Source organism: Streptomyces sp. NPDC046349, from assembly GCF_055587885.1.
Window position 1 is genome coordinate 376,812 of record NZ_JBVJFK010000006.1, and the last position, 20,466, is coordinate 397,277.

The 20,466-nt window shown below is 72.1% G+C and carries 16 protein-coding genes and 1 tRNA gene; 6 read left to right on the plus strand and 11 right to left on the minus strand.

Features of this window, described 5'->3' with window-relative positions:
- Positions 1-75: 75 nt before the first annotated feature.
- From ACZ6JS_RS17040 to ACZ6JS_RS17070, 7 genes are all read right to left on the minus strand, one after another.
- Entirely contained in the window at positions 76-846 is a 771-nt protein-coding gene (locus tag ACZ6JS_RS17040; RefSeq protein ID WP_469298639.1) for an LPXTG cell wall anchor domain-containing protein, read from the minus strand.
- A 158-nt stretch (positions 847-1,004) separates the two neighbouring features.
- Positions 1,005-1,595, minus strand: a complete 591-nt coding sequence (gene pth, locus ACZ6JS_RS17045; protein ID WP_469298641.1) for an aminoacyl-tRNA hydrolase — start codon at positions 1,593-1,595, stop codon at positions 1,005-1,007.
- 99 nt (positions 1,596-1,694) lie between these two features.
- Positions 1,695-2,282, minus strand: coding sequence for a 50S ribosomal protein L25/general stress protein Ctc (locus ACZ6JS_RS17050; RefSeq protein ID WP_469298642.1), 588 nt, complete (start codon positions 2,280-2,282; stop codon positions 1,695-1,697).
- A gap of 174 nt (positions 2,283-2,456) precedes the next feature.
- On the minus strand, positions 2,457-3,434 hold the full coding sequence (locus ACZ6JS_RS17055) for a ribose-phosphate diphosphokinase (protein ID WP_030027111.1): 978 nt from the start codon (positions 3,432-3,434) through the stop codon (positions 2,457-2,459).
- A 133-nt stretch (positions 3,435-3,567) separates the two neighbouring features.
- Positions 3,568-5,013 carry a bifunctional UDP-N-acetylglucosamine diphosphorylase/glucosamine-1-phosphate N-acetyltransferase GlmU gene (gene glmU / locus ACZ6JS_RS17060; RefSeq protein ID WP_469298644.1) on the minus strand — a complete coding sequence of 482 codons (1,446 nt, stop codon included), beginning with the start codon at positions 5,011-5,013 and terminating at the stop codon, positions 3,568-3,570.
- Positions 5,014-5,122: 109 nt separating this feature from the next.
- A tRNA-Gln gene (locus tag ACZ6JS_RS17065) sits at positions 5,123-5,193 on the minus strand.
- Positions 5,194-5,200: 7 nt separating this feature from the next.
- Positions 5,201-6,106 carry a hypothetical protein gene (locus tag ACZ6JS_RS17070; protein WP_469298646.1) on the minus strand — a complete coding sequence of 302 codons (906 nt, stop codon included), beginning with the start codon at positions 6,104-6,106 and terminating at the stop codon, positions 5,201-5,203.
- Between the two features lie 130 nt (positions 6,107-6,236).
- Between ACZ6JS_RS17070 and ACZ6JS_RS17075 the strand changes: the two genes are divergently transcribed.
- The gene (locus ACZ6JS_RS17075; protein ID WP_469298647.1) at positions 6,237-7,508 is read left to right on the plus strand and encodes a sensor histidine kinase; all 1,272 of its coding nucleotides are present in this window, start codon (positions 6,237-6,239) and stop codon (positions 7,506-7,508) included.
- Between the two features lie 166 nt (positions 7,509-7,674).
- Here ACZ6JS_RS17075 and ACZ6JS_RS17080 read toward each other — a convergent pair whose 3' ends face one another.
- Together ACZ6JS_RS17080 and ACZ6JS_RS17085 are read right to left on the minus strand one after the other, a co-directional pair.
- On the minus strand, positions 7,675-8,187 hold the full coding sequence (locus ACZ6JS_RS17080; RefSeq protein WP_469298649.1) for an SUKH-3 domain-containing protein: 513 nt from the start codon (positions 8,185-8,187) through the stop codon (positions 7,675-7,677).
- 2 nt (positions 8,188-8,189) lie between these two features.
- On the minus strand, positions 8,190-8,750 hold the full coding sequence (locus ACZ6JS_RS17085; RefSeq protein WP_469298651.1) for a YwqJ-related putative deaminase: 561 nt from the start codon (positions 8,748-8,750) through the stop codon (positions 8,190-8,192).
- A gap of 230 nt (positions 8,751-8,980) precedes the next feature.
- Here ACZ6JS_RS17085 and ACZ6JS_RS17090 point away from each other — a divergent pair, with 230 nt between their 5' ends.
- The 3 genes from ACZ6JS_RS17090 to ACZ6JS_RS17100 all read left to right on the plus strand — a co-directional run bounded on the left by ACZ6JS_RS17090 (position 8,981) and on the right by ACZ6JS_RS17100 (position 13,462).
- Complete coding sequence (locus ACZ6JS_RS17090; protein WP_469298653.1) at positions 8,981-9,976, plus strand: SMI1/KNR4 family protein; 996 nt, start codon at positions 8,981-8,983, stop codon at positions 9,974-9,976.
- 7 nt (positions 9,977-9,983) lie between these two features.
- Positions 9,984-12,440 carry an SUKH-4 family immunity protein gene (locus ACZ6JS_RS17095; protein WP_469298655.1) on the plus strand — a complete coding sequence of 819 codons (2,457 nt, stop codon included), beginning with the start codon at positions 9,984-9,986 and terminating at the stop codon, positions 12,438-12,440.
- Between the two features lie 149 nt (positions 12,441-12,589).
- Positions 12,590-13,462 (plus strand): cellulose-binding protein, encoded by an 873-nt coding sequence (locus tag ACZ6JS_RS17100; protein WP_469298657.1) that lies wholly within the window; start codon positions 12,590-12,592, stop codon positions 13,460-13,462.
- Between the two features lie 704 nt (positions 13,463-14,166).
- On the opposite strand, the gene ACZ6JS_RS17105 is transcribed toward ACZ6JS_RS17100, so the two are convergent.
- Together ACZ6JS_RS17105 and ACZ6JS_RS17110 are read right to left on the minus strand one after the other, a co-directional pair.
- A complete protein-coding gene (locus ACZ6JS_RS17105) occupies positions 14,167-15,042 on the minus strand; it encodes a hypothetical protein (protein WP_469298659.1) in 876 nt (291 codons plus the stop codon).
- A gap of 73 nt (positions 15,043-15,115) precedes the next feature.
- Positions 15,116-16,732, minus strand: a complete 1,617-nt coding sequence (locus tag ACZ6JS_RS17110) for an MFS transporter (protein ID WP_469298661.1) — start codon at positions 16,730-16,732, stop codon at positions 15,116-15,118.
- Between the two features lie 337 nt (positions 16,733-17,069).
- Here ACZ6JS_RS17110 and ACZ6JS_RS17115 point away from each other — a divergent pair, with 337 nt between their 5' ends.
- Both ACZ6JS_RS17115 and ACZ6JS_RS17120 read left to right on the plus strand, forming a co-directional pair.
- On the plus strand, positions 17,070-17,846 hold the full coding sequence (locus tag ACZ6JS_RS17115) for an ABC transporter ATP-binding protein (RefSeq protein ID WP_469298796.1): 777 nt from the start codon (positions 17,070-17,072) through the stop codon (positions 17,844-17,846).
- A complete protein-coding gene (locus ACZ6JS_RS17120) occupies positions 17,843-20,428 on the plus strand; it encodes an ABC transporter permease (protein WP_469298662.1) in 2,586 nt (861 codons plus the stop codon). The genes ACZ6JS_RS17115 and ACZ6JS_RS17120 overlap by 4 nt, the downstream gene beginning before the upstream one ends.
- Positions 20,429-20,466: the final 38 nt, after the last annotated feature.

The window sequence follows — 20,466 nt, forward strand, 5'->3', positions numbered from 1 at the left end:
ACCCGAAAAAAAGGGGGGTCTCCCGCGCACACCGGCGCGGGAGACCCCCCTCTTTCTTGCTGCGTACTACGGGGCTCAGCCCTCGGCGCCGGACCGGCGACGGCGGACCACCAGGAACGCACCCGCCGCGATCAGCGCCGCCGCCATCGCGGCGAGCAGCCCGACCGGAGCGTCCGAACCGGTCTTCGCCAGGTCACCACCGGTCGTACCGCCGGAAACCGACGCCGACGCGGACGGAACGGGGGAGGACACGGACGAGGAAGGCGACGTGCTCGTCGAGGACGACGGGCTCGTGCTCGTGCTCGCCGAGGTCGACGGCGAGGCCGACGTGCTGGAACTCGGCGACGTCGAAGCCGAGGTCGACGTCGACGGCACCGGCTCGGTGGAGGACTGCGAAGGCGTCGGCTCGGTCGTCGCCGTCGACGGGCAGGTGTGCGAGAGGTTGAACCACTCCAGCTTCTTGCCGCCGCCCGTGGTGCCCTCGACCAGGGCGACCGCCGAGACCAGCTTCGCGCCGGGCTCCGAAGCCGCGTACGCGTGGTTCTCGTTCGGCGGACCGAAGGTCGTGATCACCTGCTCGCCGCCCGGCTCGAACTTCACCGTCAGCTTCACGAAGGAGACCTCGTTGGGGCTGCCCGGCGCGATGAAGTGCCAGCCGTCCTTCGTGGCCGGGACGGACGCGCAGGTCTCACCGGGCTTGCCCTTGTACTGCGCCGCGTAGATCGGCAGGTCCTTCGCCTGGTGCAGCGGCACCTCGTAGGAGTCGGCGGCGAACGCCGGGCCGGCGGACGCGGAGAGGAGCAGCGCAGTGGCAACAGCCGCCCAGCGCTTGGGGGAACGGAGCATCGAGGCACCTCTGGGGAGAGCGGGAAACACGGGGCCATGGGGGGCGGCGGCGCCAGCATGCTGATGCGACACCGCCCCGGTCAAGGGCCAGACGCACATATTTGCTATGAACTGACCCGCTCCGGCCTACTTGTCCCCTGTGAAGATGCCGGAAGCCGCTACCCGTTGTACGCCGACTGCGCCCGCTCCAGACCCTCCGCGACCAGGCACTCCACCGCATCCGCCGCCCGGTCCACGAACCAGTCCAGCTCCTTGCGCTCCGTGGAGGAGAAGTCCTTCAGAACGAAGTCCGCGACCTGCATCCGGCCCGGAGGCCGCCCGATGCCGCACCGCACCCGGTGGTAGTCCGCGCCCATCGACTTCGTCATCGACTTCAGACCGTTGTGCCCGTTGTCCCCGCCGCCCAGCTTCAGCCGCAACGTCGGATAGTCGATGTCCAACTCGTCGTGCACCGCCACGATCCGCTCCAACGGCACCTTGTAGAAGTCCCGCAGAGCCGTCACCGGCCCACCCGACAGGTTCATGAACGACATCGGCTTGGCCAGCACCACCCGGCGGTTCGCCGGCCCCGGCGGCCCCATCCGGCCCTCGACCACCTGGGCCCGCGCCTTGTGTGCCTTGAACCTCCCGCCGATCCGCTCCGCCAGCAGATCGACCACCATGAACCCGATGTTGTGGCGGTTCCCGGCGTACTCCGCACCCGGATTGCCCAGGCCCACGATCAACCAGGGCGCCGCGTCGTCCGACATCAAAAGCTCCTTACCGCCTAGAACGAAGACGACCGCCGTCCCGCTCCAGTGGAGCCGGACGGCGGTCGGTCAGCAACTGCTGAGAGCAACGGGCGAGGCTCAGGCCTCGGCGCCCTCGGTCGCACCCTCGGCGGCCGGCTCCTCGGCCTGCGGGGCGACGACCTGCAGGACGGCGGTCTCACCCTCGACGGCCAGGGTGGTGCCGGCCGGAAGCTTCAGGTCGGAGGCGTGCACGGTCGCACCGGCCTCCAGACCCGCGATCGAGACGGTGATCTCGGTCGGGATGTGCGTGGCCTCGGTCTCGACGGAGATCGTGGTCAGCAGGGTCTCCAGCAGGTTGCCACCGGCGGCCAGCTCGCCCTCGGTCACGACCGGAACCTCGACGGTGACCTTCTCGCCCTTCTGGACAATGAGGAAGTCGACGTGCGAGATGGTGCGCTTCAGGGGGTGGCGCTGCACGGCCTTCGGGATGACCAGCTCGGTGCCCTTGCCCGCGATGTCCAGGGACAGCAGGACGTTCGGGGTCTTCAGCGCCATCATCAGGCCGTGGGCCTCGACGTTGACGTGCTGCGGGTCCGTGCCGTGACCGTAGATGACACCGGGGGTCAGGGCGTCGCGGCGGGCCTGGCGGGCAGAGCCCTTGCCGAAGGTGTCGCGCAGGGTGGCGGAAAGCTTGACCTCGGACATGCTCACTCCTCGTGGGGTGACGAAACGAAACGGAAGTCACCCGGCCGAAACGGCCTGCTACGAAGAGCGCGTCGATAACGGAGCACCGCACACAGAAGTGCGGCCTCCCTCGCCGAGCAACTTCATGAGTCTACCCGGCGGGGAGGCCGCACTTCAAAAGGATCTACGCAGCGACTACTGCTGCTCCTCGAACAGGCTCGTCACCGAACCGTCCTCGAAGACCTCGCGGACCGCACGCGCGATCATCGGGGCGATCGACAGCACCGTGATCTTGTCCAGCTCCAGGTCCGACGGGTCCGGCAGCGTGTTCGTGAAGACGAACTCGCTCACCTTCGAGTTCTTCAGGCGGTCGGCCGCGGGACCCGACAGGATGCCGTGCGTCGCCGTCACGATCACGTCCTCCGCACCGTGCGCGAAGAGCGCCTCGGCCGCGGCGCAGATCGTGCCACCCGTGTCGATCATGTCATCGACCAGGACGCAGACGCGCCCCTTGACCTCACCGACGACCTCGTGGACCGTCACCTGGTTGGCGACGTCCTTGTCGCGGCGCTTGTGCACGATCGCCAGCGGCGCGTCCAGCCGGTCGCACCAGCGGTCCGCCACCCGCACGCGGCCGGCGTCCGGGGACACGATCGTCAGCTTCGTGCGGTCCACCTTCGCGCCCACGTAGTCCGCAAGGACGTTCAGCGCCGAAAGGTGGTCCACCGGACCGTCGAAGAAGCCCTGGATCTGGTCCGTGTGCAGGTCGACCGTCAGGATGCGGTCCGCACCCGAGGTCTTCAGCAGGTCCGCCACCAGACGCGCCGAGATCGGCTCGCGCCCCTTGTGCTTCTTGTCCTGCCGGGCGTACCCGTAGGACGGGATGATCACGGTGATGGAACGCGCCGACGCGCGCTTCAGCGCGTCGATCATGATCAGCTGCTCCATGATCCACTTGTTGATCGGAGCCGTGTGGCTCTGGATCAAAAAGCAGTCCGCGCCGCGCGCCGACTCCTGGAAGCGAACGTAGATCTCACCGTTCGCGAAGTCGAAAGCCTTGGTCGGCACGAGGCCGACTCCCAGCTGGTGCGCGACCTCCTCGGCCAGCTCGGGGTGGGCGCGGCCGGAGAAGAGCATCAGCTTCTTCTCGCCGGTCGTCTTGATCCCGGTCACAGCACTGTCTCCTCAGACGTGTTGAAGCTGCTCGCCCCCATGTGCGTCCGTCCCGCACACGGTGAGCCAGCCGAATTGCGTGCACCTATCACGGTACGCCGTTCGAGACGTACCTGTTTCCGGTCAGTTCACCTCAAGGGCGCTCGGAATCCTCCGAGGCCGCCGACTGCGCAGCCGTGGCGGCGGCACTTCCCGGACGCTTGCGAGCCACCCAGCCCTCGATATTCCGCTGCTGGCCACGGGCCACGGCCAGCGCACCGGGCGGCACGTCCTTCGTGATCACGGACCCGGCGGCCGTGTAGGCCCCGTCCCCGATCGTGACGGGTGCCACAAACATGTTGTCCGACCCCGTCTTGCAATGCGAGCCGACGGTGGTGTGGTGCTTGTGCTCACCGTCGTAGTTCACGAAGACGCTCGCCGCGCCGATGTTCGTGTACTCGCCGATCGTCGCGTCGCCCACGTACGACAGGTGCGGCACCTTGGTGCCCTCGCCGATCGTCGCGTTCTTCATCTCGACGTACGTGCCGGCCTTGGCCTTCGCCCCGAGCGTCGTGCCCGGACGCAGATACGCGAACGGACCCACGCTCGCCTGCGGGCCCACCACCGCGCTCTCGGCCACCGTGTTGTCCACGCGCGCGCCCGCGCCCACCCGGGTGTCCCGCAGCCGGGTGTTGGGGCCCACCTCGGCGCCCTCGGCGATGTGCGTGGCGCCCAGGAGCTGCGTACCGGGGTGCACGATCGCGTCCTGGCCGAAAGTCACGGTCACGTCCACGAAGGTGCTGGCCGGGTCGACGACCGTCACGCCCGCGAGCATGGCCTGCTCCAGCAGGCGCGCGTTCAGCAGGCCGCGGGCCTCGGCGAGCTGCACGCGGTTGTTGATCCCCAGGATCTGCCGGTGGTCGCTGCCGACGGCCGCGCCGACCCGGTGACCGGCCTCGCGCAGGATGCCGAGGACGTCGGTGAGGTACTCCTCGCCCTGGCTGTTGTCGGTGCGGACCTTGCCGAGCGCGTCGGCGAGCAGGGCGCCGTCGAAGGCGAAGACGCCCGAGTTGATCTCGCGGATCGCGCGCTGGGAGTCGGTGGCGTCCTTGTGCTCGACGATCGCGGTCACAGCGCCGCCGGCGTCGCGCACGATACGTCCGTAGCCGGTGGAGTCGGGCACCTCGGCGGTGAGCACGGTGACGGCGTTGCCGTCGGCGGCGTGCGTCTGCGCGAGCCGGCCCAGGGTCTCCCCGGTCAGCAGCGGGGTGTCGCCGCAGACGACGATCACGGTCCCGTCGACGGGCCCGCCGAGCTCTTCGAGGGCCATGCGGACGGCGTGGCCGGTGCCGTTCTGCTCGTACTGGATCGCGGTGCGGACGTCGGCGTCGATGCCGGCCAGGTGCGCGGTGACCTGCTCCCGGGCGTGCCCGACGACCACGACGAGGTGTTCGGGGTCCAGCTCGCGGGAGGCGGCGACGACGTGACCGACGAGCGAGCGCCCGCAGATCTCGTGCAGAACCTTGGGTGTGGCCGACTTCATGCGGGTGCCTTCACCCGCTGCGAGTACGACGACGGCTGCCGGGCGGTTGGCGCTCACGGGTGTGCCCTTCGGCTTCGGGGGTGGACCCGTGAAGGATACCGGGGCGTTAACGCCGTGAAACGAGGCCGGGTCCCGACCGGCGGTCAGGACCCGAACATGCATGGAGCTCCCGGGGGAGGACTCGAACCCCCATGATCAGAACCAAAATCTGACGTATTGCCCTTATACGACCCGGGATGGACCGCTATGTCCGATTTCTCGGAGTGAGTTGCGATGCAGCCCCTACTATGCCGCACCACCAGCCCTCGATGCGACGGTAGAGATCGGCGCCTTGCCGCGTCCGGACGACCAGGCAACCGTGGTAGCCCTCACCGGTGTTCTTGCGGACCGTCTTCGGGTTGTGCCGCTTGAGTGACGTCTTGTGGAAGCGTTCCGCGCTGACGCCCACGAGCTGTGCCCAGTAGCGCTCCGCCATGGGGACGTCGGCGCTCTCGTGGATCACCACGCTGTACCGGATGTCGTCCGGGTCGACGCCCAGGAGGTTCAGCCACGCCAGGAACGTCAGGACCATGCCGGGGTCGCTGTTGACGAACTGGACCTTCTCGCGGCGGGCGTACGGCTTGTCCTTGCCGCCCTCGGCCCAGTAGAGGCCGACGCCGATCAGGAACAGCTCTCGCTCCGACAGGGGGCCGATGGCGTCCCTCGCGGCCTCTTTGGTCTCCTGGCGTGCGGCGTCCCGGACAGCCAGCTCGTGGTCCCAGCGTTTGCGGCTGGCGAGCCGGGCCTGGTCGGCCGCGGAGCGGCGCTCCGGCCGGGGGAGGTCGCGGACCCACAGGGAGATCGAGCTCTTCGAGCAGCCGAGCTCCAACTGGATCCGGTCGTAGGTGAGGCCCTGGAGGCGGAGCTCGCGGGCGCGGGCGCGGAGGGCGTCCTTCGCGTTGGGGCGTTTCGTCCATTCGGGTGGCGGCTCGCCCTGGAGCAGGGCGTTCAGGAGGTCGTTGTTGTGGACGGCCAGGCGGTCGCGGATCGCGCGGCGGCTCAGCCCCTCGCGGCGGAGGGCCACCGCTTGCTCGCGCAGGGATTCGAAGGTCGCGGCGCCCGTGCGGAGGCCGCCCGTCCCGTCGCCGATGCGACGTCGGATCTCGGTCATGGTGCCAATGTCGTCCGGAATGCGGGATTCAGGTCTCATGATGCGGTTGATTCACTCGTTTGTGCGAGGGCTGTCAGGTCGGGGAATTTCTGTCGGTGGTCTGTAGGGACGCCTGCGTACGCTGGACGGCATGACCAGTACGGGGGAAGTGGAAGGCAGCGCCGGGCCGCCTTGGTGGTGGGCGCGCCGACGGGACGCAGTGGTGGACGTGGCGCTGGCCGCGGTGTCCGCGGGGGAGTGCGCGTGGGAGGGGATCCGCTTCGCGCACGAGGCCGGGATACCCGTGGCCGCCGGGGTGCTGTTCGGCGCAGTGGTGGGGGCCACGCTGGTGCTGCGGCGGCGCTGGCCGATCGCCGTGGTGCTGGTGGGGATCGCCGTGGCGCCCGCCGAGATGGGGTTCCTGCTCTCGGTGGCGGGCATGTACTCGCTGGCCTCGTCCGAGGTGCCCCGGCGGATCATCGCCGCGCTGGCCTCGATGTCGCTGGTCGCGACCTTCGTCGTGATGTACCTCAAGACGCGCGGGGACGTGGAGGCCGATCCGGCACTCGTGGTCTCGCTGTCCGGGTTCGTCGCGGTGGCGCTGACCGTGCCGCCCATGCTGCTCGGGCTCTACATAGGCGCCCGGCGCCGGTTGATGGAGAGCCTGCAGGAACGGGCCGACTCGCTGGAGCGGGAGCTTTCGCTGCTGGCGGACCGGGCGGAGGAGCGGGCCGAGTGGGCCCGTACGGAGGAGCGGACCCGGATCGCGCGGGAGATGCACGACGTGGTCGCGCACCGGGTGTCGCTGATGGTCGTGCACGCCGCCGCGTTGGAGGCGGTGGCGGCCAAGGACCCGGCGCGGGCGGCGAAGAACGCCGCGCTGGTGGGGGACATGGGGCGGCAGGCCTTGACGGAGTTGCGGGAGATGCTCGGCGTGCTGCGGGCGGCGCCGCCGAAGCCGGCCGTGGCGGTGGCGGCCGCCGCCGCGGCGGTGCCGGTCGGGCCGGTCGCGCTCGTGGGCGGCGCGGACGAGGGGCCTTCGCTGCAGGAACTGGAGGCGCTGGTCGGCCAGTCACGGGCGGCCGGGATGGTCGTCGAGATGGTCGTGCAGGGCAAGGGGGCGGCGTACGCGGCGGAGGTGGAGCAGACGGCGTACCGCGTGGTGCAGGAGGCGCTCACCAACTGCCACAAGCACGCCGCGGGGGCGCGGGTCGTGGTGCGGCTGGCGCACCGGGAGGGGGAGGTGGCCATGCAGGTGGAGAACGGGCCGTGCGAGGGGCAGGCCGACGGGGTCGGCCTGCCGAGCGGTGGGAACGGGCTGGTCGGGATGCGGGAGCGGGTGCTCGGGCTGGGCGGGGTCTTCGTGTCCGGTCCGACGGACGCGGGCGGCTTCAGGGTCTCGGCGGTCCTGCCGGTCCACTAGCCGGGCCACGAGGCCGGCCCCCGCCGGGGTGGCCGCTTGCCGGAGCTTCGGCGGGTCTTGGGCTCGGCGCGGTCGGGCTGGTTCTGTGTGGGGTGGTGCCCCCCCCGGAGTGTCGCCCAGCCCCGCCCCGCCCCGCCGGGCCGGTGCCCGGCGGGGCGGGGAGGGGTTACGGGTGGGTGGTCAGGCGCGTCGGCTGGAGGCCCGTCAGGAGGAGGGTGAGGGCCTCGTCGACCGTGGAGCCGAGGTACCAGTCGCCGGTGTGGTCGATGCCGTAGACGCGGCCTTCGCGGTCGAGGGCGAGGTGGGAGCTCCCGTCGGCCTCGACCCCGAGGGGGCAGAGCTGGGTGGACAGGGCCCGCCCCAGGTCGGCGAAGGTGCGCGCCAGGTGGAGCCCGGTGAGGGGGTCGATCCGTACCGGGGTCGGGGCGATCTGGCGGCCGGGGCCGGGAGCGGTGACGGTGAGGCCGCCGAACTCCGCCCAGGCCTCGACGGCGGCGGGGAAGACCGTGTGCCGGTGGCCGGCCGGGGTCGTGTGGTCCCGGAGGGCGTCGGCCCAGTACTCGGCCTGCTTGGCGTCCCAGCGGCCGGGTTCCCAGCCTGCGGTCCGCAGCGCGGAGTCCACCGCGACCGGGAATCGGGTGGTGGAGGAGCGGTCGTAGGAGGCGGAGGTGGTGGTCATGGCTACTCGGCTGGGGTGAGGTCGACGGGGCGTACGCCGAAGTGGGCGAGGAGGGCGTCGCAGGAGCGGCAGGGGGGCGCGTAGCTGCCGTGGAGGGGGTCGCCGTCCTCGCGGATGCGCCGGGCGGTGATCTTCGCGTGTTTGAGGGAGCGGCGGGCTTCGCTGGGTGAGAGGGGCTTGCGGGAGGCGCGCCGGGAACGGGCTGCCTCGACGGCGGCCAGGTGGCGGGAGAGCAGTATCGCTTCGGGGCATCGGCCGGTGAAGCGTTCGCGCTGGCCGCTGGTGAGGGTGTCCAGGAAGTCCTGGACGAGGGGGTGGAGCGCGGGCGGCTGGTCGGCCTTGCCGGCGGTGCCGGTGAGGGTCTCGCCGCGTACGGAGAGCGCGGCGGCGACGGTGGGCAGGATGCCGTCCCGGCGGAACCGCAGGACGGGTGGGGTGGGCCGGCCGTCGCTGCTGCTCCAGCGCAGGCGGGGGTCGCCGGTGGCGGTGCCCGCTTCGGCGGGTGTGCCTGCCGCGTCGGCGGTGCCGTCGCCCGGTTCGGTACGTGTTGCCGTGTTCTGCATGGTCGCGCTTTCCCTCCCGTGGCGGCGGTGGTGACCGCTGTCGCGCACGCCCCCGTGCTGCGGGGACAGCCTGCCAAATGTCATCTGTCATACGGAAGCGGGGTCGAATTTTCGTATCAATTCGGATGTTCCTGGCCGTCGGGCTGGTGTGCGGGTCGCGGGCGGGGGAGCCTCTTGCCCCAGCGCATAGGCTGTGGTGAACCAGCCAGATCCAGCAGGGGGCTACCGCCATGACGACAGGTCGGCTCGGGCAGCAGGCCGCGCCACCCAACGCCGCTTACTCGGGGCAGGTCGTGCATTTCCCGGACCCGGTCCGGGCCGCTCGGCATCCCCACGGAGTGCGGATGGACGGTGACGGGTATCCGGACTTCTCCGCCTACGCGCGTGCAGCGGTGGAGATCGCCGAACCGCCCGAGGGTTTCGGCGTCGACGAGTTGCGGCTGACGGACTACGTGTCCGCGAACGCGGCGATGAAGGCCGCGGGGCACGAGCTGTGGGACACGGTCGGGCCGGTGGGCACCCCGCACGGCTGGACCTGGCACCACGTGGCGGGTTCGCGGCGCATGGAGCTGGTCCCGGTCGAGGTGAAGGCGCTGCTGCGGCATCACGCGGGTCTGGCGACGGCTCCGGTGGACCACGAGAAGCGTGGGACGCGGCCGTTGCAGGAGGTGCGTCCGGCGCACATCGGGCTGCCGAAGTCCGTGGTGTCCGTTTCCGAGAGCCAGGTGCAGGGCGTCGAGGAGGACCTCGGCTACCGGCTGCCGGAGGCGTACCGCTCGTTCCTGAAGGCGGCGGGCGGTTGTGCGCCCGTGGGTGCCGGCCTGGACGTTGACCTCGGCCTGCTGGTGGACCAGCCGTTCTTCACGGTGCGTGAGGAGGCGGCCGTCAACGACCTCGTCTACGTCAACAAGTGCCTGCGCGACCACCTGACGAAGGACTACCTGTGCGTGGCCTTCGCGCAGGGCGGGCTGCTCGCGCTGAAGGTGAAGGGCGAGGGCGCCGGGTCGGTGTGGTTCTCCCCGTACGACGATGCGCGTGACCAGGACGGATGGTCGGTGCAGGAGCGCGTGGAGCGGCTTTTGCTGCCGTGCGGCGGTGATTTCGACGCCTTTCTGGAGAGGTTGGCGGGCAACCCGCCGGAACTGGAGACGGTGGCCGGTCTGATGGTGGACGGCGGATTCGCACGTTCGGTTCCGGTGGCGCGTGCCGGTTCGGATGAGGGGTGACGGCGCGGTGGTGACGTTTGCGCAGGCGCAGGAGCGCGCCGAGGAGTGGATCAATGGGGACGTGCCCGCGTACCAGCACCGGGAGGTGCGGGTACGGGAGTTCGGGCTCGGGTTCGTGGTGTGGGCGGAGGACCGTGCGGCGGGTCCGGTGTCGGGGGGCGGCCGCCAGCGGCTGGTCATCGCCCGGGACAGCGGTGAGGTGACGTTGTGGCCGGGGCTGCCGGTCGGTGAGGTGATTCGCCGGTACGAGGAGGAGTACGGGGCGGTGGCTGCCAACGCGGCCTCGGAGGCTTCGGTTCCGCCTCCGCGGATCGACTCGGAGCAGACGTCGTTCATGCTGAGTCCTCCGGAGTGGTTGCAGGAGGCGGCGGACCGGGCGGGGATCCCGCCCAGGCCGGCCGCGGCTTCGGCGTCCCCGGAGCCGGCTGCCGGTTCCGGTCCCGCTTCCGGTTCCGGCTCTGGTGCCGGCCTGGGCTCCGGTTCTTCTGCGGTGTCCGCTTCGGACTCGGCTTCGGCTTCGGCTTCGGCGGAGTCCGGCCCGTCCGTGGTGCCGGGTGCTGCGGACGCGGTGCCGTTGCGGCGCGGGGGCGAGATCCCGTACGAGCCGACGGCCAACGACGGCGTTCCGGCGACGCCCGCGGCGGCGGTGCCGACCGGGGCCACACCGTGGGCTGGTACCGATGTGAACTCCGGCTCGGACGACGCGTCCGTGCCGCTGCCGGCGACCGTGTTCGCGCCGCCGCTGTCCGGGTCGGACCTGGAGGACGCGCCGTCCTCGGGGGTTGCTCCCGAGGCGAAGACGACGCTGATGCCGGGTGGCAGCCAGCTGCCGCGGACGGCCGTGGTGCCCGCGCTGGGGTCTTCGCCGCAGGAGATCGCGGACGCGCCGACGAGCAGGGCCCGGGTCTCGCGTCCGGGCGCCGAGGCGGCCCCGGGCGCGGGGCAGCCGGCGGCGCCTCCCGGTCCGCCCGGGGCACCCGGGTCGTTGGGGCGTGGGCTCGACCATGCGGCGACGATGCTGGCCGGTCCGGCGGTGACGGGTCAGCCGCCGGCGCCTCCGGGTCCGCCCGGTGCGCCCGGTGCTCCGGGTCAGCCGCCCGCGCCTCCCGGTCCGCCCGGGGCACCCGGGTCGTTGGGGCGTGGGCTCGACCATGCGGCGACGATGCTGGCCGGTCCGGCCGTGACGGGTCAGCCGCCGGCGCCCCCCGGCCCTCCCGGTGCGCCGGGGGCGGGTGCCGGTGCGCCCCAGCCTCCCGGTCCGCCCGGACCTCCCGGTGCGCCCGGCGGCGGGGCCCATCACGCCGCGACGATGCTCGCGGGTCCCGGTGTCCCGCAGCCGCCCGGCCCGCCGGGGGCTCCCGGTGCGCCCGGGGGCGGGCTCGACCATGCCGCGACGATGCTCGCGGGTCCCGGTGTCCCGCAGCCGCCCGGCCCGCCCGGCCCGCCTCCGGGCGGGCCCGCGGCCCAGCCGCAGGCCCCGACGGGGGCGCCCACGGTCGGCCCCGGCTACCAGGCCGTGCTGCGCTACCGCGCTCCCGACGGTTCCGAGCAGCAGCTCATCCGCCGCTCGGCGCCCGGTACCCCGCACCCGGAGTGGCAGATCCTCTACGAGCTGCGCGCGATGAACGTGCCGCCGCAGCAGGTGCTGGAGCTGCACACCGAGCTGGAGTCCTGTGAGCTGCCCGGCGGATACTGCGCCCGGATGATCCGGGAGACGTGGCCGCAGGTGCGGATCACCAGCGTGGCTCCGTACGGGAAGGACCACGCGGGCCGCCAGCAGGGCATGCGGCACCTGCTCACCCACCAGGGCGAGCTGCACCAGGTCGCGGACGGTCCGGCGCGCCCGGCGCCGGTGCGTGCGCCGCTTCCGCAGGTTCCGCTGCAGCCGGCGATCCCGCTGGATGCGATCGGGCAGGAGCTGGCGGCGGCGTTCGGTCCGCAGGGTGTGTTCCGCTTCGACCAGCGGGCGGTGTCCCGTCAGGGTGTGCCGGAGATCGTGGCGCAGACGTTGATGTGGGCCGGCCTGCCGGTCGATTTCGGGCCGTTCTTCTGGGCGCAGGCGGTGCCGGGGCAGCCGGTGCCGACCTTGGCCGAGCTGGCGGCGCAGCGGCAGGTGCAGCCGGCGTCGGACGCGGGCTCGTACCTCGTGATCGGCAGCGACTTCGGCAAGGCGCTGTGCGTGCAGTACGGGACCGCGCACATCGTGGCGGTGCCGGTGGAGGGCGGGCCGGGTGGCGCTCCGGTGCCGCCGCAGTTCGTGAATTCGAGCCTGCCGCAGTTCGTGCGCTCGATGGCGATGCTGGGTCACATGTGGCGGCTGCGCCAGCATCTGACGCCGGAGCAGGCGGGCCGCTGGACCGTCGATTTCCAGGCCAATCTGGCGGGGCTCGACAGTGCGGCGCTGGCGTCGCCCGAGAGCTGGTGGTCGGTGCTGCTGGAGCAGATGTGGGACGGGCTGTTGTGACGTCCGTCTGATCTCGGGGTCGCGTGGTCGCGTGATCCGTTGAGTGGCCGGGTCGGGACCCTCGGAGGGGGTCTCGGCCCGGCCATTCGGGCTTCAGGGATCAAATGGCGCATCCTTGACGGGAATCCCCGCGAGAGAGGCGCATCAGGATGAGTGCACCCATTGCGACCGTGCGCGGTCGCGGCTACCGCATGGAAGAGGTCGACCGGTATCTCGCCCGGCTCTCCGGGAGCCGTGACGAGGCCTGGGAGCGGGTGGCGCGGCTCACGGTCCTGGCCAAGCAGATGGAGGCGGAGGCGGCGCGGCTGCGGGAGGTCGTGGCCGGGCTCGCCCCGCAGACGTACGACGAGCTGGGCGAGCGCGCCCGGCGGATCCTGCTGCTGGCGGAGGAGGAGGCCGAGGCCGTGCGGATGGAGGCGCGGGCGGACGTGTCCGCGACGCTGGACGCGGCCGGGGCGCGTGCCGAGCGGGTGGCGGAACTGGCGCGCGGTGACGCGGAGGCGGTGCGCGAGCAGACCGAGGTCCGGGCGCGGCAGGGGCTGTTGCGGGCGGAACGGGAAGCGGACGACCTGCGGGCGGGGGCGCTCCAGGACGCGGCGGCGTGGCGGGCGGATGCGGCGGCGGCGCTGGCGAAGGTGCGGCGGCGGGCGGAAGCGGCGCGGGTGGAGCGTGAGCGGGAGCAGGGGGAGCGCTGGGAGGCGGTGGGGCGGGAGCTGTCGGCGCGGGAGGCGGAGGCGGACGCGCGCCACGCGGAGTCGGAGCGGTACGCGCAGGCGCGGTTGACGGAGGCGCGGCGGGGGTTCGCGGAGGCGGAGGAGGCGGCGCGGCACGGTCAGGAGGACGCGGAGGCGCGGGCCGCGGAGCTGTTGGCGCAGGCGCGGGTGGCGCAGGAGCGGATCTCTCGTGAGACGGAGCGGGTGCTGCGGGAGCACGCGGAGGCGCAGGAGGAGATGCGGGCCCATATGGCGCACGTGCGGGCCAGTTTGTCGGCGCTGACGGGGAGGGCTCCTGCGGAGGGATGAGGCCGTTGCCCTGCCCTCCCTGTCCTGCCCGGGCGGGGCGGCCGGCGGCCTCGCGGGTGCGGCCGGTGCCGGTGCCGGTGCCGGTGCCGGGGTGGGCGCCGTCCGGGACTGCAATGAGGTACGGCTCCGGGAGCGCAGTCCTTTTCGCGGGCTCCTGCCGCACGGACACATCACGTCCCGCGTCCCGGACGGCACCGACCCGTCCCCGCCCCCGCCCCCGCCCCCGGCCTGGGATGGTTCCCGGTCTCGGCCCGCGTCCGCCGTCCAGGGCGGTCCGTCGCGGCCCGGCCGCGAGAGGTGCGAGCGGGGCGGGTCGAGCAGCGGTCGAGTCCTGCGACGGTGACGAAGCGCAGGAGGGGTGGCGTCCCGCCTGGGTGGGGGCGGCCGTCTCGCAGTCGTTGCCGCGGCTGCGCGGGATCACCGTGGCCGTGCCGGCCGTCCGCCGGGCGAGGAGCGGTGGAGGCGGTGCACCGCGAGCGACAGGGTCCGTCCGTCGTCCGGGGCGAAGTGGACGTTCCGGCGGCGTCCCGGGAGGGATCTGCTCCGGGCCTGCGCCGTGAACGGCACGCCGTCGGGCCTGCCGTGGATGCCGGCGCATCCGGACCGGTGTCCCGTACCAGGGCATCGCGGCGGCACCGATCTCGACGACGTCGTCCTCCTCGGGCCGGAACTGCCGGCGTTGCCACGCCTCGGCCTTGACGCCGTCATCCGGGCCGCCCGTGGTCGCCCGCGGTGAGGTGTGCCGGGATGGCGGGGCCCTCGTAGCGGTACGGGTCGCTGCGTAGGCCGCGGGCCGTGACCACCACCGTCAGGGGAGGTTTCACCGTCGGCGGCAGGGTGGTCGTGAGGGCGCCGGTGAGGGGGTCGGGCCGTGCCTCCAGCGCCGTGTCGTCGACCGTGACGAGGGGTGGGCGGCCCGCCGGGTCGGTGGTGAAGCCCCCGCCCTCGACCGTGAGGCGGTCGCCGGAGACCGAGGCTGCGGTGATGACCGGGTTGGGGCGGGTGGCCATCTTGTTGAGGAGGTAGGCGCCTGCCGGGGCGCCCGTCAGGGCCCAGATCTCCTCGGGGAGGCGGGGGAGGCCCGCGCCCACGTCGGCGAGGAAGAAGAGGACGACGTAGAGCATCGTGACCGTGCTGAGGGTGACGTACTGGAGGTCGACGAGGTCGGTGCGTCCGCTGTCGTTCGCGATGAGTTCCCGCAGCGGGCGCCGGCCCGACTCGGTGGGCGGGGCGGCCGGTTTGGCGAGGCTGCCGCGTTCCACGCGCAGGCCGACGACCGTCTTGGCCGCGATCAGCGCCAGGTACGGGCCGCCGAGCAGGGGCAGGTACACCGTCGTCAGGGTGGACAGCGGGCCGTCGGCGCCGCGGAACCAGCTCACGCCGCCGCCCGCGGTGAGGCCGTAGCCCAGGAGGGCGAGCAGGAGCCAGACCAGGATCACCGTCCAGGCCAGGGCGATCGCGGTCGAGGTGGAGAGCCGGCCGTCGCGGCCGGTGACGAAGGCCGGGCTGGTGCGCAGCCGCAGGCAGATCGGGCCGGCCAGCGCGGCCAGTAAGAGCAGTGCGCACAGTGCGGATGCCATGGTGTCCCCCCGGATGACGGTGCTGCGTACGAGGGTCGCCCACTGCCCTGGTCATGACAAGGCGGCTCTCCGGCTACTCGTCACGCAGTTCCGGGAGGACCGGGAACCTGCGGGGTGCCACCAGGAGCAGGACGAGGAGCGCGGCCACTGCGGCGGCCGTCGCGCCGAGGAAGATGTGCTCGACGGCGGCGGCCACGGCTCCGCGCAGGTGGTCGGCGGCTGCAGGGGGGAGCAGGGCCGGGTGTTCCAGTGCCTCGGCGACGTCGTCGAGGTGGTGCGGGAGCCCCGGTGCGGGGGCGTCGGTGAGGCGGGCGGCGATGGTGGCGTTGGCGACGGCGGCGAGCAGGGCGGCGCCCACGCTCTGGCCGACCTGGCGGTAGAAGAGGACCGAGGCGGTGGTGGTGCCGCGTTCGGCCCAGCCGACGGTGGACTGGACGCCGACGATCAGCGGGAGCTGGAAGAGGCCGAGGGAGGCGCCGAGCAGCAGCATGATCAGGGCCGGCTGCCACGGCCGGGCGGGGTACGGGAGGAGGGTGAAGGAGTAGAGGACGGCCGCGGCCAGGGCGATGCCGAGGGCCGCGGTGTTGCGGAAGCCGATGCGCCGGTAGGCGTGCTGGCTGAGGGCTGCGGTGACGGGCCAGCTGAGGGTCATCACGGACATGACGAGTCCGGCGCCGACGGGCCCGAGGCCGAGTACGGACTGGGCGTACGTCGGCATGAAGACCATCGGGGCGACCATCAGCAGGCCGAGGGCGCCCATGGCCAGGTTGACGGCGGCGATGGTGCGCCGGCGCCACACCCAGCCGGGCAGGATCGGTTCCTGCGCCCGGCGTTCCACCCGGACGACCACCGCGGCCAGTACGGCGCTCGCGGCGAGCAGGCCCAGGGAGGGTGCGGACAGCCAGGGCCAGGCGACTCCGCCTTGGACGAGTGCGAAGAGGAGGACTCCGCCGCAGCAGAAGACGCCGAGGGCGCCCGCCCAGTCGACGGGGCCGCGGCGGCCTGGTGAGCGGACGGGCTCGGTCAGGTGGCGGGTGATCATCCACAGGGCGAGGGCGGCCAGCGGCAGGTTGATCAGGAAGATCCACCGCCAGTGGGCGTAGGAGGCGAGCAGCCCGCCGAGGGCGGGTCCGGCCACGGCCGAGGTGGCCCAGACGCTGGACATGCGGGCCTGGATCCGCGGGCGTTCCTTCAGCGGGTACAGGTCGGCGGCCAGGGTCTGGACGGTGCCCTGGAGGGCGCCGCCGCCGAGGCCCTGGACGATGCGGAACGCGATGAGGGCGGCCATGTTCCAGGCGGCCGCACACAGCAGCGAGCCGAGGAGGAAGAGGCCGATGCCGAAGAGCAGGACGGGCTTGCGGCCGAAGGTGTCGGACAGCCTGCCGTAGACCGGCAGGGTGACGGTGACGGCGAGCAGGTAGCCGGAGAAGAGCCAGGAGAAGACGGAGAAGCCGCCGAGGTCGCCGACGATCTGGGGGACGGCGGTGGCGACGATGGTGCTGTCGAGGGCGACGAGGGCCATGCCGAGCATCAGCGAGACGACCACGGGGGTCGGGGGGCGTCGTCCGGCCGGCCGGCCGGCTCCGTCCGCGTTCGCGTCCTTGGCCGAAACGGCGGCATCGGGGCCGGCGCCGGGACGTCCGGCGGGTATGCCGTCCGGGCCTCCGTCCGTGCTGTCCGCTGCGGGCACCGAGATTCCTTCCCCTTGCACGTAGTTGCGGGGGACACCATCTCACCGCCGCCCTGCGGGCGGTATCCCTCAGGCCGCGTCGTCCGGAGGGCGGACGACCCCTAGGGGTCTGTCCACACTACGGGCCAGGGGTGTTTCCTCCCGGCGGAGGAGGTGGAGGCGTAGGGCGTCTCCTTAACTGGAGCATACGAACCGGGGGTGCGGGTGGGGATAACCCCCGGCCGGATACGGCTACGGGCACCAGCGCGCCGTAGGCCGTGGCGCCGCAGACTTCAACACGGCGACGCACGCACGAGATGCACGCATTCGAAGAAGGAGACAGACCGTGACAACGGCAATGACCGAAACCAGGCACGGGGGTACTGGAGGGCATGCTGCCGTCGCGGCCCGGGCGCGGAAGGTCGTCAAGGCCTACGGCTCCGGCGAGACGCGTGTCGTCGCCCTCGACGAGGTGGACGTGGACATCATGCGCGGCCAGTTCACCGCGATCATGGGTCCGTCGGGTTCCGGCAAGTCCACGCTCATGCACTGCCTCGCCGGCCTGGACACGGTGACCAGCGGGCAGATCCACCTGGACGACACCGAGATCACCGGGCTGAAGGACAAGAAGCTCACGCGGCTGCGCCGCGACCGGATCGGCTTCATCTTCCAGGCCTTCAACCTGCTGCCCACGCTCAACGCCCTGGAGAACATCACGCTCCCCATGGACATCGCGGGCCGCAAGCCCGAGGCGGAGTGGCTGAACCGGGTGGTGGAGACCGTCGGCCTGGCCGGCCGGCTCAAGCACCGTCCGACCGAGCTGTCCGGCGGCCAGCAGCAGCGTGTGGCCGTGGCCCGCGCCCTCGCCGCCCGACCCGAGATCATCTTCGGTGACGAGCCGACCGGAAACCTGGACTCCCGCGCGGGCGCCGAGGTCCTCGGCTTCCTGCGCCGTTCGGTGGACGAGCTCGGCCAGACCATCGTCATGGTCACCCACGACCCCGTGGCGGCCTCCTACGCCGACCGTGTCATCTTCCTGGCCGACGGCCGGATCGTCGACGAGATGCACGCGCCCTCCGCCGAGCAGGTCCTGGACCGGATGAAGGACTTCGACGCGCGCGGGCGGACCTCATGAGCAACACGGTCCTGAAGACGTCGCGGCGCAACTTCGTCGCGCACAAGGGGCGGATGGCGCTCTCGGCCGTCGCGGTTCTGCTCTCCGTCGCCTTCGTCTGCGGCACGCTGGTGTTCACCGACACGATGAACACCACCTTCGACAAGCTGTTCGCCGTCACCAACTCCGATGTGACGGTCAGCCCCAAGGCCGCCGAGAGCGGGGACGAGACCCCCGACCGCGGCAAGCCCGAGATGCTGGCGGGCTCGGTCGTCGAGCAGGTCGGGAAGGCCGAAGGCGTCAAGGCCGCCGAGGGCGGCGTCGTCTCGACGGCCGTCACGGTGGTCAACTCCAAGAACGAGAACATGGGCTCGACCACCGGCGCCCCTACCATCGCGGGCAACTGGAGCGACAACGAGCTCAAGTCGATGAAGATCACCTCGGGTCGGGCGCCGCGCGGTCCCACCGAGGTGATGGTCGACGCCGACACCGCGAAGAAACACGAGCTGGGGCTCGGCGACGAGCTGCGCACCATCGCCGTCACCGGTGACATCCGCGCGAAGATCACGGGTATCGCCACCTTCACCGTGACCAACCCGGGCGCGGCCGTCGTCTACTTCGACACCGCCACCGCGCAGCAGGCGCTGCTCGGCTCGCCCGACTCCTTCACGCACGTCAACGTCACCGCCGAGGACGGGGTGAGCGACGAGCAGCTCAAGGCGAACATCGCGAGTGCCGTCGGCGCGGACGCCTACAAGCTGCAGACCGCCAAGGAAGCCGCGGACGCGAACCGCAAGGACGTCGGGGCCTTCCTCGACGTCATGAAGTACGTGATGCTCGGCTTCGCCGGCATCGCCTTCCTCGTCGGCATCTTCCTGATCTTCAACACGTTCTCCATGCTGGTCGCCCAGCGAACCCGCGAGATCGGCCTGATGCGCGCCATCGGCGCCGACAGCGGGCAGGTCCTCAAGTCCGTGGTCGTCGAGGCCTTCCTGCTCGGCGTGGTCGGCTCGGTCCTCGGCGTGGCAGCGGGCGTGGGCCTGGCCGTCGGCCTCATGGCGCTCATGGGCCAGATGGGCATGCACCTGTCCACCGACGACCTGACCGTCGCCTGGACCACCCCGGTCGTGGGCATCGTCCTCGGCATCGTCGTGACCGTCGTCTCCGCCTTCGTCCCGGCCCGCCGGGCCGGCAAGGTCTCCCCGATGGCCGCACTGCGCGAGTCCGGCACCCCGGGCGACAAGAGGGCCGGCCGCGTCCGGGCCGTCCTCGGCCTGGTCCTCACCGCCGTCGGCGGCGGCGCCCTCTACCTCGCCGGGGCCGCCGAGAAGGCCGGGGCCGGGTCCCTCTGGCTGGGCCTGGGCGTCGTCCTCACCCTCATCGGCTTCATCGTGATCGGCCCGCTGCTCGCCGCGGGCGTGGTGCGGGTGCTCTCCGGCGTGGTCCTGCGGCCCTTCGGGTCCGTGGGCCGGCTCGCCGAGCGCAACGCCCTGCGCAACCCGCGCCGCACCGGCGCCACCGCCGCCGCGCTGATGATCGGCCTCGCGCTGGTCGCCTGCCTGTCGGTGGTCGGCTCCTCGATGGTGGCCTCCGCGACCGACGAGCTGGACAAGTCGGTCGGCGCGGACTACATCGTCGCCTCCGAGTCCGGCCAGCCCGTCCTGCCGCAGGCCGAGCAGGCCCTGCGCGCCACCGCCGGCCTCGACCACGTCACCGCCTACCGGCAGGTCGAGGTCGAGCTGACCGCGCCCGACGGCACCACCGAAAAGACCGGACTCGGCGCGACCGACCCGACGTACGCCAAGGACATCCGGCGCAAGATGACCGCCGGCGAGCACACGGCGGCCTACGGCGCGGGCTCCATGTCGGTCGGCTCCCTCTACGCCACCAAGCACAACATCAAGCTCGGTGACGAGATGACCGTCGCCTTCACCGGCGGCAAGACGGTCAAGCTGAAGGTCGCGGCGATCACCAGCGACGAGGGCAACCTCGACAAGGGCATGGCGTACATCAGCACCGAGACCGCCCGGGCCAACGTGCCGGCGGACCGGATGCCGCTGCCCTTCATGCTCCTGGCCACCGCGCAGGACGGACAGTCCGACGCCGCCGCGTACAAGTCGGTCAAGGCGGCCCTGGGCGAGTACCCGCAGTACGTGGTGCGCAACCAGGCCGACTACAAGCAGGCGCTGAAGGACCAGGTCGGCCAGCTGCTGAACATGGTCTACGGACTCCTCGGCCTCGCGATCATCGTCGCGGTCCTGGGCGTCGTGAACACCCTGGCCCTGTCGGTGGTCGAGCGGACCCGCGAGATCGGCCTGATGCGCGCCATCGGCCTCTCCCGCCGCCAGCTGCGCCGCATGATCCGCCTGGAGTCGGTGGTCATCGCCCTCTTCGGCGCCCTGCTGGGCCTCGGGCTGGGCATGGGCTGGGGGGCCACCGCGCAGCAGCTGCTGGCGCTGGAGGGCCTGAAGGTCCTGGAGATCCCGTGGCCGACGATCGTCGGGGTGTTCGCGGCGTCGGCCTTCGTGGGCCTGTTCGCCGCACTGGTCCCGGCCTTCCGGGCAGGACGGATGAACGTCCTGAACGCGATCGCGAGCGAGTAGCCGGCGCCGCGTTCGTACGGGGGCAGGCGCAGGCCCGG